Here is a 15,886-nt window from a genome sequence, read left to right as displayed (position 1 = left end):
TCAGAAGAACCCCATGCCAATAATCACGACATCCCCAGGATGAACAGAGTGAGTTAAATCAACATTCTCCAGCAGCTGATTGCTACCTGACAGACGAATGTTGATATCTTTTCGGTCAGCACGATCTGTAAATCCGCCCGCCTGCGCAATAGATTTCTCGACGGTAAGTCCTGGCTCCCAGGCGAATCCATTCGGACTTTTCACCTCGCCAGAAACATAATATTTACGGAACTCGGCAATACTCACCGTCACCATCGGAGTTGTAAAATAATCTCCGGTCAGGCGTTGAGTTAATTCGTTGGTCACTTGATCGACAGTTTTATCTTTTAATTTAAGAGCGCCAACAAACGGGAAATTGATCTCCCCACTCTTATCCAAAATAAATCTCATCGTCATATCGGGTTGACCATGAACAGCGATATTGACAGTATCCCCTGCCCCAAGTCGGTAATCCTGCTGAACAGTAGCAGGATCGTCCATTAATCTCGGGCTGGACGTTGTGCATCCGACCATCAGGATACTGAATAGCAAAACCGCGCACAGTTCTATTATTTTCATTTTAGATCTGAACCTTAGCTTTAAGCATAATCATAGAATTATCATAACCCAACGTTCTAATGACTTCCTGATTGTCGTTGGGACCGATATAAAACGAATCAGTATCCTTATTCGAATTCAATGTATCTATTTGATATTTAATCTCAAAATTAACTGACGGCGTGTAGTCATAGCTCATGGTTACGCTAAATACCCCATCTTTATCATGCCGATCCTTATTCTGTTTTTTATAGTCTTCTGAAGTGTATGAGTAATCCAGCAAGGTAGAAAAACGGTTGCCTAACCAGAAATGTTGATAAGAAAGACCATACTGGGTCACTAAAATATAACCCCCAACTTCCGATGGGTCTTTAATGCTTTGCGCCGAGTGAACCGTGAAAACAGACTGTTGTAACGGTTTCCACTCCCCTTTTATGTCCCAGTTTAGACCATTAAAATCATGCGAGTTTGCGTTGTTTTCAAATGTCTTGTACAGCCATGAAATATTCATGTCGACATTGGTTTTGCCCGTCAACTGCGACTTCAGGCCATACAGCAAATAATACTCATTAGTGTCTTTTTCTGAGTTGTTATCATAGCGACGCTGGTTAGTAATAAAGCTATAGCGAAAACGCGTTTTGGATGTGTATTGATCAAAAATTTCTGCCACCAGGCTATTTTCGTGCCATTCCTGTTCCTGAATATAATTGTAGAAATCTTCACTACTGTCCTGGACATCAGACGTATTGCCGAAGGTCAGTTTTTTGTACAACAACGCCAGTTCCGCTTTTCCGCGCCCATCGGGTGCGCCGTAGCTGTAGCGCAATTCACTGTTGATAAAATTCGTCGTCAGCGGAGATTTAATCCCATACTGCTCGAACTGCCCAGGGAGAAAACCTTCGGTGATACCACGACCGCGGGACTCATGCCCAAGCGTATCCTCCAGATTGAGGGTTAAGCCATGCTTGAGCCCATACCGCCAGGCGCCGTTAAAACGAAAAAAATGGTCGTTATAGTTATCCGCGGAATCGCTTGAGTAATTACGATAATCTCCGGAGTACATCAGCAAATACTTATCCTGACCGCGTTCTCCGCTCATACTCAGAACGGGCGCCGCGCTCTGAAACGAGGAACCGATAGCATCGCTGCTATGTGGCTGATAAGTCACGTTATCATTATAACCATAGTCCACAGCGACCTTGCTCTGGAAGTCGATCCCTGCAAAGCCAATGTGTGATTTCGGTGTTAAATCAGCCCATGCGGGCTGCGATATCACGATTCCGGTAATAACGAGTAATTTAGTATGCATTCTTACCGACAAATCCTTTGAAAATAGTTTTAATAATAATTTTTATATCCAGCCATAACGACCAGTTTTGAATGTACTCAATATCGTACTGAACCCTTTTTTCCATCTTATAAAGCGCATCGATTTCCCCGCGGAAACCGTTAATCTGCGCAAGCCCGGTGATCCCAGGCTTAACTTTATGGCGGATCATGTAATTTTCGACCTGTTTGCGGTACTGCTCATTATGCGTAACCGCATGAGGTCTGGGGCCAACAATCGACATACTTCCCTGCAATACGTTGATAAATTGCGGCAGTTCATCCAGCGAGGTTCGGCGTAAAAAGCTCCCGAATTTGGTTACCCGTGGATCGTTTTTCGTAGCCTGAATAACCGTGTCGGCGTTCTCCATGACGCGCATTGAGCGAAACTTCCAGACCTTAATTTTTTGTCCGCTAAGACCATACCGATCTTGTTTAAAAAACACCGGCCCGCGGGAAGTGAGTTTGATTCCAATGGCAATTGCCAACATCAGCGAAGAAATCATCACCATAATGATGCTGCCAAGCACCAAATCTTCCGCCCGCTTGATAAATGAACCCGCCCCTTCAAACGGCGAACTAAAGATTCCGATAGTTTGCAGGTTGTGAATGGAGCGCAGCTTGGACATGTTGTTACTGTAGGTATAGAAGTCAGGAACAATATAGGTGTCTACAGTGGTGTCCGACATCATCGCTAAAAAATGACGAATACGGTGTAAAGCGACCATCGGTAAGGCGATGTAGATTTCGTCTATATTTCCCTGCCGGGCTTCCTCAACCAGATTGATCACCGGGCCACGGAAGGGGCTTTTCACCTTATCTACGATATCGCCGCAGCGGGATAAGGCGCGCTCATCGTAAAACGCCAGATCGAGTGTGATATTGGCGTATTCATTCATTAACGCGTTTTCTGCAGCCAGGCCATTGTCGGTCAGACCAATAATCGCCACGCGCATACTCTTTTTCGTTGAATATTTAAAAATGAAAAAGCGAATGTAATAAAGAAAAGGTAATGGGATAAAGTACCAGTAAATAATGGCTGAATAAAATGGTGAAGGCAGTTTGTCGAGGTAGCCGAGTGATTCGGGTTCAGCCACCGTCATGCTGACCAGTTCGTTAAAAAAAATCGCCAACAGCGTACAAAAAACCAACCGTTTTTGATTACGTAGACCGATCGTCTTGATCTTTTGCTGATACATTTTTATGTATTCAGCAAACAGCAAGAAAAAGACTGAGAAGAGAATACTCAGAATGGCAATGGTGTTAAATGGCGCCAGACCTAACAGATGGGCGCTAAAAACCAACGTCGCATTGATTACAATGAAATCGACCAGTTTTAAAAAGACTGGATATCCTTGGCTGCTAATCTTTAGCGATTTTTTAAGCATATCTCAGCCCATTATTTATTGATCTTTAATTGTTTTTTTTCTCATTTATGTTGCTAATTATATCACAAGTCTAAAAAACGCAATGGCACATTGTCAGTAAATGTAAAAAATAATGTCTCTTACTGTGATAAATATCCCGAGCACAATCATATCTATATGATTTTGATGATGATTGAGTCAAGAAAAGTTTTAGCCAATTCAGCAAAAAAGATGACTTTTAACAACACTTTTGCTATTGACAGGTAACAATTCGTGGTCTATGAAAAGTGATTTATGTATGATAAATAACGCAAAAGTTTAGTTTAATTGACGCTAAATTGCTGTTAAATACAGCAAGTAAAATATAATTCACGGCCTCGCGGCGAAATTTAAAATTACAATAACAATACAATTAATTACTTTTAATTATATTAATACCGTTCGCATCATCAAAAAGATATTTCAGCTCGCTACGCTTAAAAATCGCACCCGCACGCTTAACCCGCCTAATGCTTCGCTCCGTGAGAGCTGAGGGTGCGTGCGGTGCAGACGAGCAATATCGTTGACCAGCGCGAGTCCGATCCCGGCACCGGGAACATTACCGACGTTATCAAGACGATGAAACGGCAGCAGCGCCTGATGCACCATCTGCTCATCAATACCCGGCCCGCTATCTTCAACCACCAGCACCACCACCTCTCCTTCTCGCAGCAATCGGGCAGTCACCACACCATGCGGCGGCGTATATTTCAGTGCGTTATCCAGCAGATTTCCGCTCAGTTCGCCGAGCAGAACTTCATCCCCCTCAATCCACACCGCGTCCTGCTCTCCTTCATAGCCCAGATCGATCCCTTTACTACGCGCCTGCGCCAGCCGGGTAAAACAGCTGCTTTGCACCACCTCATACAAATTAACCGGCGAGAAGTGCCTTTCTCCTTGCTCTTTGCGCTTCACCGCCGACAGCTGTAACAGCCTTTCAGTCAGTTGAATGGTGTTATCCAGCGTGGCGCTCATGGCTTGCAGACTCTCATACCACTGCTGCGGCTGCTGGCTGGCGAGGGCCACCGAGGCCTGGGTTTTCAGCACCGCCAGCGGCGTTTTAAGCTGATGTGAAGCATCCGCGCTGAAGCGTTCCTGGCGAGAGATCAGGCCGCGAAGTCGGTCCAGATAACGATTGAATGCCACAATCAGCAGACGGGTTTCCGACCACGGCAGCAGCTCTGGCAACGGCGTCAACAGGCCTGGCTCACGACGCACCATCAACGATGATAACTGGCGCATCGGACGCAACACCCGACGCAGCAGCCAGCCAACCAGCACCAGCGTGAGCAGCACCAGCAAACCTTGTGAAACCCATGAGGAAAACAGCAACTGTCGCGCCAGATAACGCCGAGATTGCAGCGTTTCAGCGACATAAATCTCCGCCATGCCGGCAATACCGCCCTCGTTGACGGGCTGCAGCAGACGCGCCACGCGAATGGCCTCGCCGCGATATTCAGTGTGATAAAACCACGCCAGCGCCGGATATAGCCGCGTACGCGAGGTTGCAGGCGGCATCGCCGGTAAATCGTCATAACCTGAGATAACCTTCCCCATCGGATCGACCACCTTGTAATACAACCTGTCGTTCATGTTGAGTTCGAAGCTGTCCAGCACCACCCACGGCACATTTACTTCCAGCTGTTTATTGCGCACCACCAGTCGTTCGGAGACAGTCCTCGCGGACGAAAGCAACGTTCGGTCATATGCCTGCGTCGCCGCCTGTAGCGCGCTGACATAGCTGTTAAATGCAGACAGTCCCCACAGCAACATGAGCGGCAGGCCCAGAAACATCAGCAGTTGCAGATACAACGATTGGGGTTTAGCCCACTTCATCGCTACGCTCCAGCACATAGCCGAGGCCGCGCAACGTGGCGATACGCACATCGCTTCCCTGTAGTTTTTTACGCAAGCGATGGATATACAGCTCGATACTTTCGGGACTGACCTCATCGCTCAGACTGAAAACCTGTTCAAACAACTGCTGGCGCGAAACCGGTCGTAATCGACGGTACATCAGCACCGTCAGCAATGCCTGTTCGCGCGGAGTGAGCGCCAGGGGCTGCCCCTGCAACAGAAAATAGCCTTCATCGTGAAAGGCCAGTTCCCCCAGTTGCTGTATACCTTGCACCTGCCCCGCGCTACGGCGTAGCAAGGCCCGCAGTCGGGCATCCAGTTCCTCGATTTCAAACGGTTTTGCCAGATAATCATCGGCCCCGACATTCAACCCCTTCACTCGATCGGCCACCGCGCTGCGCGCCGTCAGCAGCAGGACAGGAAGCGTCTGCCCGCGTTTGCGCAGCCGCTGAACGACTTCAAGGCCGTCCAGCCCCGGCATATTGATGTCCAGCACCGCCAGCGCGTACGTTTCACTATGTAAAAGATGGTCGGCCGCCAGGCCATCAAAAACGCAGTCGACGGCAAAACCGTTTTGCACCAGCGCTTTCTCCAGCCAGTGAGCTAACTCACGGTTATCTTCCGCTAATAAGAGACGCATATCACATCCTGTAAAGTTTCTGCCGCATTGAAAGGGAATTGAAAGGTTAATGTTTTAACAATCACGCAACCTAACTGCTACACATCGGCTCACATAATCACAAAAATCTTCTTCCGTACCCGAAAATCCGGTTTTCCGGCGTGAGGATAAACAATGAAAAAACAGTTACTTCGTACCCTTACTGCAAGCATTTTACTGATGAGTACCTCTGTTCTGGCCGAACAAGCGCCATCGCGCACGGAATGTATCGCTCCAGCTAAACCCGGCGGTGGTTTCGATCTCACTTGTAAGTTGATCCAGGTGAGCATGATGGAAACTGGCGCGATCGAAAAACCGATGCGCGTAACCTACATGCCCGGCGGCGTTGGCGCCGTGGCCTATAACGCGATCGTCGCTCAACGCCCGGCTGAAGCGGGAACCGTAGTGGCCTTCTCCGGCGGCTCCCTGCTGAATCTGTCGCAAGGCAAGTTTGGTCGCTACGGCGTGGATGATGTCCGCTGGCTGGCAAGCGTGGGTACCGACTACGGCATGATTGCCGTACGCCAGGACTCTCCGTGGAAAACGCTGAAAGACCTGCTAACGGCAATGGAGAAAGATCCCAACAGCGTGGTCATTGGCGCAGGTGCCTCTATCGGTAGCCAGGACTGGATGAAGTCGGCGCTGCTGGCGCAAAAAGCCAACGTTGATCCGCATAAGATGCGCTACGTCGCCTTTGAAGGCGGCGGCGAACCGGTTACCGCATTGATGGGAAATCACGTGCAGGTGGTTTCCGGCGATCTCAGTGAAATGGTGCCTTATCTCAGCGGCGACAAAATTCGCGTGCTCGCGGTGTTCTCGGAAGAACGCCTGCCGGGCCAGTTAGCCAACGTGCCAACCGCCAAAGAGCAGGGTTATGACCTCGTGTGGCCTATCATTCGCGGCTTCTACGTGGGCCCCAAAGTCAGCGACGCCGAATATCAGTGGTGGGTTGATGCCTTTAACAAACTCCAGCAGACCGATGAATTTAAAAAGCAGCGCGATCTGCGCGGTCTGTTTGAATTCAACATGAGCGGCAAACAGCTCGACGACTACGTGAAAAAACAGGTCACGGGTTATCGTGAGCAGGCGAAAGCCTTCGGTCTGGCGAAATAAGCACAGAGGCAAAGATGATGAGCGATCGTATTTTTGCAGGTATCTGGCTGTTGCTCTGCATAGCCGGGCTGTTCGTGGCCTGGCAAATCACCAGCGAATACAGCTATGAACCGGTTGGGCCGCGTCCCTTCCCGCTTGGCATTATCAGCCTGATGCTGGTCTGCGCCGTGGCGCTGCTGTTGCGCCATCCCGATACCATCAGTTGGCCTCGTCGCCACGTGCTGCAAAAGCTGCTGACGATGGTGATTGTTTTGTTGATGTATGCCTGGGGTTTCGAATGGCTCGGTTTTCCCATCGCCACCGCCATTCTCACCGTGGTGATCGGCATGTTGTTCGGCGCAACCATCCCGGCTGCGGGTATTTCCGGCGCGGTGCTTGGCATTCTGCTGTGGTATGCCTTTGACCGACTGCTTGACGTCACCTTACCACTCGGCGCCTGGCTGGGTTAATGGAGAAACGATGGATACCTGGATTTATCTTTCTCAGGGTTTCGCGGTGGCAATGACACCGGAAAACCTGGTCATCGCCCTGATTGGCTGTTTTGTCGGTACTATTGTCGGACTGCTGCCTGGACTTGGGCCCATTAACGGCGTGGCGATCCTGCTGCCGCTGGCATTCGCTTTGCATCTGCCCGCAGAATCTGCGCTGATCCTGCTGGCGACCGTCTACATTGGTTGTGAATACGGCGGGCGTATCTCCTCCATCCTGCTGAATGTTCCCGGCGATGCGGCGGCGATTATGACCGCGCTCGATGGCTATCCGATGGCGCAGCAAGGCCGCGGCGGCGTCGCACTCTCTATCTCGGCGGTCAGTTCTTTCTTTGGTTCGCTTATCGCTATCGGCGGCATCATTCTGTTTGCCCCAGCGTTAGCCCAATGGTCGCTGGCCTTCGGTCCGGCGGAATACTTCGCCTTAATGGTTTTCGCTATTGCCTGCCTCGGCAGTATGATGGCGCAAAATCCGCTGAAATCATTTCTGGCAGCGCTTATCGGTCTCGGCCTTGCGACCGTCGGCGTAGACGCCAATACCGGGGTTTATCGCTTTACCTTTGACAGCGTCCATCTCTCCGACGGTGTGCAGTTTATCGTGGTGGTGATTGGGCTGTTCTCCGTCTCTGAAATACTGTTAATGCTGGAACATACCAGCAGTGGCCAGACGCTGGTGCGTAAAACGGGCCGCATGTTATTTAACGCCAAAGAAGGTGCGCAGTGCGTTGGCGCAACCCTGCGTTCATCGGTGATTGGCTTTTTCGTCGGCGTTCTGCCTGGCGCTGGCGCGACCATTGCCAGCGCAATCACCTACATGACCGAGAAAAAGCTCAGCGGCAACAGCGACAGCTTTGGCAAGGGTGATATTCGCGGCGTGGCGGCCCCCGAAGCCGCCAACAACGCCTCGGCCTGCGGATCTTTTATCCCGATGCTGACGCTCGGCGTACCGGGCTCCGGCACCACGGCGGTGATGATGGGCGCGCTGACGTTGTACAACATCACCCCGGGCCCGGCGATGTTTACCGAACAACCGGATATCGTCTGGGGGCTGATTGCGGCGCTGCTGATTGCCAACGTGATGCTGCTGGTAATGAACATCCCGCTAATCGGCCTGTTTACCCGTATGCTGACCATCCCACTGTGGTTTTTGGTACCGGCTATCGCGGCAGTCTCCGCGGTTGGCGTGTATGCCGTCCATAGCACCACCTTCGATCTGGTGCTGATGGTCGCCCTCGGCGTACTGGGCTACATTTTGCGTAAAATGCACTTCCCGATGTCGCCGCTGATTTTAGGCTTCGTTCTCGGGGAAATGCTGGAGCAGAACCTGCGCCGGGCGCTGTCTATCAGTAACGGTAATATGGATATTCTGTGGGCCAGCGGCGTGGCGAAAGTGCTGCTGGTGTTGGCGGTACTGGTTATCGTAGTCCCGCCAGTGCTGCGACTGATCCGCAAACGTAACAGCAAACCGCAGGTGGATATCGGTTAGTATTAAGCCGGATGGCGTAGCGCCATCCGGCATTTTCATCTTCAACGCAAACTTCGCGTTCCTTCCAGCACGTGCTCAACAAACCTTGTGAGTTTGGGCAGAGGACGCAAATCCTGTCGCCAAAGAAGATGAATCGACCGCGGCTGCGGCGTAAACCCTTCCAGCACCCGAATCAATTTCCCCGTAGCCAGTTCTTGCGCCAGCAACACCTCCGGTTGCAATAACAGTCCGGCCCCCGCGACCGCCGCCATACGCAGGCCGTGGCCATCGTTACAGCGCAGGATCGCATCGCGTTTCCATCTGACCTCACCCGTCACGCCAGGCAGTATCCACTCGTTGCGAGCCGTCCACACGGTATGGGACAGGCACAGATGGTCCACCAGTTCCGCGGGCGTCCGGGGAGTACCATAGCGGGCAAGATATTCTGGCGAAGCACAGATTGCCATACGGTAGGGACACAGGTATTTTGCCACCACGTCAGTCTGATGGATATCGCCAATACGGATTGCCAGGTCAACGCCTTCATTCACCAGATCAACCATCCGGTTGGTCAGATCCAGCTCAATGCGCACCTCTGGCCAGGCCTGTAAAAATGCAGCGGCCAGCGGCGAGATCACGCAAGCGCCAAAAGAAGTGGGCGCGCTAATGCGTAGCGTCCCCGCCGGTGCCAGCCGCAAACGCTCTACCGAACGTTCGGCTATCGACACCTGCTCCAGCACGCGGCGGGCTTCTTCAAAATAGACTCGCCCGGCATCGGTCAGGCTCTGGCGGCGCGTATTACGCTCCAGCAGACGCGTGCCAAGCTGCGCTTCCAGTTGGGTAATATATTTACCCACCATCACCGCAGACATTTCGAGTCTCGTTGCTGCAACGGTGAAGCTCCCGCTCTCCACCACGGCGATAAACGTTTCCATGCCGCGCAGTTTATCCATATTACAAACCCCTGGTTAGTAATCATCTAACTTTTAGCCAGTTTATCCGATTTCATTTTCATTAAAGAATAGCGGCTCACACTATTGCGGAGGTGGTTATGAAAATCGTCATTATTGGTGCCAGCGGCACAGTGGGGCGCGCAGTCACAGAAGCGTTAAGCCGTAAACATGAGGTGATCCGCGTAGGTCGCACGCAGGGAGATTACCAGGTTGATATCACCTCGCAGGAGAGTGTCGAGGCATTGTTTGAAAAAGTCGGTCGGATAGATGCGATCATTTCCGCCACCGGCAATCTGTTCTTTGGGCCGCTGTCGACGATGACCGATGAGGACTTTAATCAGGGGTTACAGGATAAGCTGTTAGGCCAGATTCGTCTGGCACTAACCGGGCAGCATTTTCTCAATGATGGCGGCTCAATTACGCTAATTAGCGGCATCATCGCCCATGAACCCATCACACAAGGAGCGAATGCGGCAACGATCAATGCCGGTCTGGAAGGATTTGTTCGCGCCGCGGCCTGCGAATTAGAGCGTGGTCAGCGTATTAACCTGATAAGCCCAACCGTGCTCAGTGAGTCCGCCGAAGCTTACGACGATTTCTTCCCGGGCTTTGAAAGTGTGCCCGCCGCCACCGTCGCCAACGCCTATCGCCGCAGTGTGGAAGGCATCCAAACCGGGCGTATTTATAAAGTCGGTTACTGACAAAGCATTACCCTGCCTCTTACGTCATCAGGAAGAGGCAGGCTCAGGCACCCGTTTCGTTTCTTATTCGCACATTGATATATTCCACGGCCTCAGTGACATTCATAATGCCGTTAATTGCATTCGTCACACCTTGCCCGATAATAATCTCTGCCTGGCGCAGGTTGAAAGGTTCACCTTTACTTCCCTCAGACTCCCTTATTCCCGTCATGCCTTTTTCATTCAATAAATTAAACCACGGGTAGAGATTGAGAACGTTTTGATCGTGACATATTCCAGACCAGGCGCTATTTCCTCCCAACAAAACCAGATGGCGCGCAATTTCATCGGAATAAAGCCAATGAAAGAACTGTTCAACCTGTTTTTTCTTTTTACTGTAGCGGGACATTCCAATGGAACCGCCCCCCAATTGTGGAAGTTGCCCTGGAACGGGAGCATAGCCGATAGTGGGCGCTATGGCCGTGTGCGCCACATCGTTAAACAAATTGAGATACATGATCAGCATGGCAAGATTTCCACGCTCAAACTGTTTTACCGCGTCACTCCACCACTCACCGGGGAGATTCACGGCGATAGAAAGCTGTTGTAGATATTGTTCGAGTGCAGTTGCGGCAAGTGAAGGCTCGAGTTGTACCGGCTCGCCTTCACGCACTAAACGCCCACCGAGCGCGTAGTAACGCAGCAGATACTCGGTAGCAATAAGCCCCGAGCTTCCCAGCGTCACCGCAGTTCCCATCGGGCGCTGTCTGTTTTCTGGCTGATGTAACTGACTAAAGAAAGCCGCTATCTCATCAAATTGTGCAAAACTCTGCGGCAGCGTTAACTCTTTTCCCGTTGCTTCATAAAACATCCGTTTAATCGTCGCGTCTTCAAACAGATCTCGTCGATAAAACAGAAGCTGCATACTGGCATCAAAGGGTATTGCCCATGCCGTCCCATTCACCATGCTGAAGTGCTGTTGAATTTGCTCAGAGAAATTTTCCAACAGCAGCGGAAGCTCAGAAGAGACGGATTCCAGCGGCAATAGTGCTTTCTCAGCAAACCAGGGAAAACACGCCATATCGATTCGCAATAAATCGTAATAAGGATGTAGATGAAGATGGGAAAGGATTTCAAAAACTTCATCATAGGGATAAACCGCCAGATTAACCTTAATACCGGTCTGGCGATAAAAGTGGGGTAACAGTTTCTTCAACGCATCAGTCGAAGGACTTGGTAAAATTAACATATTCAGCGTCGCCTCGGTTTCAGGCGGCGGCACGTACTGTCCATTCCAGGAAAAACCGCAATTCGTCAGAATACGATGCTTTTCTTTACTTTTGGGCAGGCGAATACTGGAGGCAATAGTTGTCCCCAAGCGACCATAATCCATCTGGTAGCTTGTGATCCCGTCGAAGGATGCAGGAAGATTATCACTCAGTTGCAATATCGGCGGGCAGGACTGGGAGCTACCAAACCAGGCTGCTTGCGTCAGTGCTCGCGTTCTCTCAGAGTCCTGGACAATAAACAGATCGGGAATTGCCCCGCGAAAAAAGTCAAAAGCGACGGTGTTAGCTTCACTGGCATGTGCAGGTAAAATCGTTAGCTTCGTATGCGGACTTAATTCCCGGCAGGTTTCCTGTATCGCCTGAGTAAAGCTCGCGCTATGGGAAAATTCCAGACGTTCGCAGAATATACCAATATGGCCCGGCTGCTGCGCCAGCGCCCTCCTCGCTGTTTCTTCGCCTGCAGTCACATAGTCAAGGCTAAAATAACAAACTGCGCCGACAGGCTGGCGATATGCAAACAGAACATTTTCCGGGGAGAGCCTGAGCAAGTCGTAATAGGGCTGACTGTCATTCAGGCAACTGACCGAGACAACAGCCTGGTAGGACTTTGCCGCCAGCGTTTGCAGAATCTCCAGCTCAAGATTGGGCAGATCGTTGGTCAGGTAAAGGTCAATCGGTTCGCTTAATGAAGGCTGCCAAACCTGATGCAATCCCCGATAGAGTTGAAAGTACTGTTCGGCATTGATGTCGGGCAGAATCAGTGCCACTCCCTGACTTTTGCTGGCTCTCAACGATTGCGCCTGCGCATTCAACTGATAGCCAACTTCTCGGGCTGCACGTTGAACCGCTTCAATCTTCTCGACGCTTACATTCCCTCTGCCATTGAGCACATTCGAGACAGTTCCATGCGACACACCGGCAATTCTTGCTATGTCTTTGATAGTTGGCATTTTTACATCCTTCCCCTGATGCTTTGATGCTAGCACGGCGCTCATCAGGAAACTATCTTCAGCACTTAAATTTGAACGTTACAATATTAAAAAGTGCATTTTATAAACATGTCATAATAAAAAAGCCTGATGTTGTTGATAGACAAGTCTCATAACATAAAAACACTAACACAATGAAATATAAGTATAAATTTTATAATACTTGAAGAGGATCACTTCTGAAGAAAAAGATCGTTGTTCATATAAAACGCCGGAATCATAATTGACACGTTCCAATTACGTTTTATTACATTATTGCCTAAAAAAACAACGATCACATTTGTCATTAAGAGGGAAACATGAAGATTCATTTTCTGGGAACCGCTGCATCTGAAGGGATCCCCAATCCTTTTTGCCGTTGTGAGCACTGCCAGCAAGCCCGCATTCGGAAAGGCAAAGACTTACGCACACACTCTTCAGCGATTATCGACGATGAACTGCTCATTGACGTGGCGCCTGAATTCAGCCAACAACTGCTGCGAGATGGCCTGGACGCAACAGAGATCAGATCGCTATTGTTCACACATACTCATCCCGATCATTTCAACGTCGGCGATCTATTTAGCCGAATGGAAGGGTATGGATTTGAAATTACTCATCCGTTGCACATTTTTGGTAATGACCGTGCAATTAACGGTGCCGCGGAAGTGCTACCGGGCTACAGCGCTGAAAGATTTGCTTTTCATTGTCTGGTTCCTTTCGTGACCGTTGAAACTCGCGGATACCGCATCACTCCGCTGCTGGCTAACCATGCCAAGTGGGAGCTTTGTTATACCTGGTTTATCGAAAAAGAAGGCCAGTCAATTTTCTACGGACATGATTCAGGCTGGTTTCCTGAGCTCACATGGCAGTGGCTGAAAGGGAAAAAAATCGATCTGGCTGTCCTGGAGTGCACCTACGGTTTTAATGGTGATAATCGTACGAATAACCACATGAGCCTGGAAACCGTCTTCGCCGCCAGAGACAGGCTTGCGGAACTCGGTTGCCTCGAGAAAAATAGCCAACTTATCGTCTCGCATATTTCACACAGCGGAGGTCTGCTGCACGACGATCTCGTTGCGGCATGCGACAAAGAGAACATTCTTGTCGCCTGGGACGGGCTTAACCTGAGCATCAACCAATAAGGATATGCAATATGGACCTTAATAAAACACCACGCCTGTTGATTATGATGTTCATACAATATTTCATGCAGGGTGCCTGGAATATGACCATGGGGCTGGTATTGAGCACCTATGGTATGGCGACAATTATTGGCTCATCCTATGCTTTGCTTGGCCTGGCGACTATTCTTTCCCCGCTATTTATTGGCATGGTCGCCGACCGCTTTTTTTCGTCACAAAAAGTCATGGCGATCCTGCATTTAATTAATGCTGGTGTACTGTTGTTTGTTCCGCAATTTATTGAGGCACAAAATACAGGTATGACGTTAACCATGATTTTCCTGGTTGGTCTGCTGTTTTATCCTACAACTGCGCTGGCGAACAGTATCAGTTTCAGCCACATTAACGGGGTAAAATACTTCCCATTTATTCGTGTATTCGGCACATTTGGCTTTATGGTCATCGGCTTTATCATTGGTGAAATGGGTTATTCTGGAAATACCATCACCTGGTATATCGCGTCGGCTTCCGGTGTCGTTCTCGGCCTGTACTGTTTTACGTTGCCAAATACCCCACCGAAAGCAAAAGGAAGTGTGTTTACGCTTCGCGATCTGTTATGTCTGGATGCTCTGGCGCTCTTCAAAGACCGCAGTTTCTCGGTTTTGATGCTCAGTATTTTTGTCCTGATGATCCCTAAAACGGCTTATTCCGCCTATATCCCGGTCTTTTTAAAAGCGCTTGGATTCGATAACGCCGCCTCAATGATGCAGGTTGGCATCGCCTGTGAAGTCATTTTCATGTTCCTGCTGTCGTTCTTCTTACTGAAAGCTGGCTTCAAAATCACGCTGATGTTAGGCGCCGTTTGCTGGATTATCCGCACACTATTATTTGCTAATGCCTCGCTGGATGCCAACATGATGTTTGTGCTGATCGGCCTGATGTTACAAGGATTCTGCTGGGACTTTTTCTTTACCGTGGGCGACATTTATGTTGACCGTAAAGCAGCGCCAGAGATTAAAGCACAAGCCCAAAGCTTGCGATTTATCGTCTCCAACGGCGTTGGTCTGCTATTTGCTTCCACCGTATGCGGGCAAATCTTTAACAACACCGTGACGGAACAAGGTCCAGAGGCGTTGCCACAATGGGAGACATTCTGGCTAGTTTCAGCAGGCGTTGCTGCAGTGGTCAGCGTATTCTTCCTGATTTTCTTCCGGGACGATATTTCGAAACGCAAAACGGACCTCACATTGAAAAAAGCAAACTCCTGATCGTTAAAGACTCTCTTATTAAGGTAATTGCATGAATAATCTGGCCGCCATCATCAATGAGCAAGGATTGTTGCCTTTAACTACGATCATCAAAATCAGTATTGCATTTATTCTGGGTGGCATTATTGGCCTGGAAAGAGAATCGAAAGGGAAACCGGTCGGCTTCAAAACCTGCGTTATTTTATCCGTAGCCAGCTGTGTGTTAACTGTCGTATCAATACAATCTGCTGAATACTATGCTGAAATTTCGATGAATATCCGTAGCGATCCTATGCGCCTGGCGGCGCAGATTATCAGCGGCGTTGGTTTTCTCGGTGCGGGAGTCATTCTGCACCGACACGACGATGCTATCTCTGGTCTCACTACTGCGGCAATTGTCTGGGCATCTGCAGGGGTGGGAATTACCTGCGGAGCCGGTTTTTATTTGCATGCTGTTTTTGCCACGGCTTTATTTTTATTAGCGATCAAACTAAGCCCATTCATAATTTTCTTACAGACCAGAAACCAGTTTCCCGGAAAAGTTAAAGTGCGGGTTATTCTTGATGAACGAGACGCTCTTGAAAGTCTGATAACCCGCATTCATCAACAGAAAAACATTATCGAAAACATCACGATCAGGGATATCAAGAAGGGCAAAATTGAGGTCAATCTCAAAATCGTAATTCGTCAAAAGATGACCTTGCCCGACTTATACCACGATCTGACCCATGTGGAACACGTCTGCGCCATCGCTCTGGAACATTAATACACCTTA

Annotated in this window: 14 protein-coding genes; 7 read left to right on the top strand and 7 right to left on the bottom strand. The window is 49.7% G+C overall.

Annotated features, from left to right (window positions below):
* From OGV77_RS23725 to tctD, 5 genes are all read right to left on the bottom strand, one after another.
* Positions 1 to 558: a polysaccharide biosynthesis/export family protein gene (locus OGV77_RS23725; protein ID WP_043017286.1), complete on the bottom strand. Its 558-nt coding sequence runs from the start codon at positions 556 to 558 to the stop codon at positions 1 to 3.
* A 1-nt stretch (position 559) separates the two neighbouring features.
* Positions 560 to 1,846, bottom strand: a complete 1,287-nt coding sequence (locus OGV77_RS23720; RefSeq protein ID WP_047409304.1) for an outer membrane beta-barrel protein — start codon at positions 1,844 to 1,846, stop codon at positions 560 to 562.
* On the bottom strand, positions 1,836 to 3,251 hold the full coding sequence (locus OGV77_RS23715) for an undecaprenyl-phosphate glucose phosphotransferase (RefSeq protein WP_043017288.1): 1,416 nt from the start codon (positions 3,249 to 3,251) through the stop codon (positions 1,836 to 1,838). The genes OGV77_RS23720 and OGV77_RS23715 overlap by 11 nt, the downstream gene beginning before the upstream one ends.
* Positions 3,252 to 3,692: 441 nt before the next feature.
* Entirely contained in the window at positions 3,693 to 5,105 is a 1,413-nt protein-coding gene (locus tag OGV77_RS23710) for a sensor histidine kinase (protein WP_087050851.1), read from the bottom strand.
* Positions 5,092 to 5,766: a transcriptional regulator TctD gene (gene tctD / locus OGV77_RS23705; protein ID WP_003826032.1), complete on the bottom strand. Its 675-nt coding sequence runs from the start codon at positions 5,764 to 5,766 to the stop codon at positions 5,092 to 5,094. Before tctD ends, OGV77_RS23710 begins: the two co-directional genes overlap by 14 nt.
* Positions 5,767 to 5,919: 153 nt before the next feature.
* Between tctD and OGV77_RS23700 the strand changes: the two genes are divergently transcribed.
* The 3 genes from OGV77_RS23700 to OGV77_RS23690 are packed head-to-tail and all read left to right on the top strand — an operon-like array spanning position 5,920 to position 8,871.
* Positions 5,920 to 6,897, top strand: a complete 978-nt coding sequence (locus OGV77_RS23700; RefSeq protein ID WP_087050850.1) for a Bug family tripartite tricarboxylate transporter substrate binding protein — start codon at positions 5,920 to 5,922, stop codon at positions 6,895 to 6,897.
* A 14-nt stretch (positions 6,898 to 6,911) separates the two neighbouring features.
* The gene (locus tag OGV77_RS23695) at positions 6,912 to 7,346 is read left to right on the top strand and encodes a tripartite tricarboxylate transporter TctB family protein (protein ID WP_087050849.1); all 435 of its coding nucleotides are present in this window, start codon (positions 6,912 to 6,914) and stop codon (positions 7,344 to 7,346) included.
* 10 nt (positions 7,347 to 7,356) lie between these two features.
* Positions 7,357 to 8,871, top strand: coding sequence for a tripartite tricarboxylate transporter permease (locus OGV77_RS23690; protein WP_043017292.1), 1,515 nt, complete (start codon positions 7,357 to 7,359; stop codon positions 8,869 to 8,871).
* A gap of 41 nt (positions 8,872 to 8,912) precedes the next feature.
* Here the strand turns inward: OGV77_RS23690 and OGV77_RS23685 are convergent, their stop codons facing one another.
* Positions 8,913 to 9,803 (bottom strand): LysR substrate-binding domain-containing protein, encoded by an 891-nt coding sequence (locus tag OGV77_RS23685; protein WP_087050848.1) that lies wholly within the window; start codon positions 9,801 to 9,803, stop codon positions 8,913 to 8,915.
* 98 nt (positions 9,804 to 9,901) lie between these two features.
* Between OGV77_RS23685 and OGV77_RS23680 the strand changes: the two genes are divergently transcribed.
* A complete protein-coding gene (locus tag OGV77_RS23680; RefSeq protein ID WP_087050847.1) occupies positions 9,902 to 10,504 on the top strand; it encodes a short chain dehydrogenase in 603 nt (200 codons plus the stop codon).
* Between the two features lie 43 nt (positions 10,505 to 10,547).
* On the opposite strand, the gene OGV77_RS23675 is transcribed toward OGV77_RS23680, so the two are convergent.
* Positions 10,548 to 12,722, bottom strand: coding sequence for an extracellular solute-binding protein (locus tag OGV77_RS23675; RefSeq protein ID WP_170928014.1), 2,175 nt, complete (start codon positions 12,720 to 12,722; stop codon positions 10,548 to 10,550).
* 338 nt (positions 12,723 to 13,060) lie between these two features.
* On the opposite strand from OGV77_RS23675, the gene OGV77_RS23670 reads away from it, so the two are divergent.
* From OGV77_RS23670 to OGV77_RS23660, 3 genes are read left to right on the top strand one after another with little or no spacing between them, the layout of a single operon-like run.
* The gene (locus tag OGV77_RS23670) at positions 13,061 to 13,885 is read left to right on the top strand and encodes an MBL fold metallo-hydrolase (RefSeq protein ID WP_043017296.1); all 825 of its coding nucleotides are present in this window, start codon (positions 13,061 to 13,063) and stop codon (positions 13,883 to 13,885) included.
* Between the two features lie 11 nt (positions 13,886 to 13,896).
* Positions 13,897 to 15,132 (top strand): MFS transporter, encoded by a 1,236-nt coding sequence (locus tag OGV77_RS23665; protein WP_043017297.1) that lies wholly within the window; start codon positions 13,897 to 13,899, stop codon positions 15,130 to 15,132.
* Positions 15,133 to 15,163: 31 nt separating this feature from the next.
* Entirely contained in the window at positions 15,164 to 15,877 is a 714-nt protein-coding gene (locus OGV77_RS23660; RefSeq protein WP_043017298.1) for an MgtC/SapB family protein, read from the top strand.
* The last annotated feature ends 9 nt before the right edge of the window (positions 15,878 to 15,886 follow it).

It is taken from the genome of Citrobacter sp. Ce129 (genome assembly GCF_030334545.1).
GTDB lineage: Bacteria > Pseudomonadota > Gammaproteobacteria > Enterobacterales > Enterobacteriaceae > Citrobacter > Citrobacter europaeus.
The sequence above is the reverse complement of the archived record's forward strand: the minus strand, read 5'-3'. Positions and strand labels throughout refer to the sequence as shown.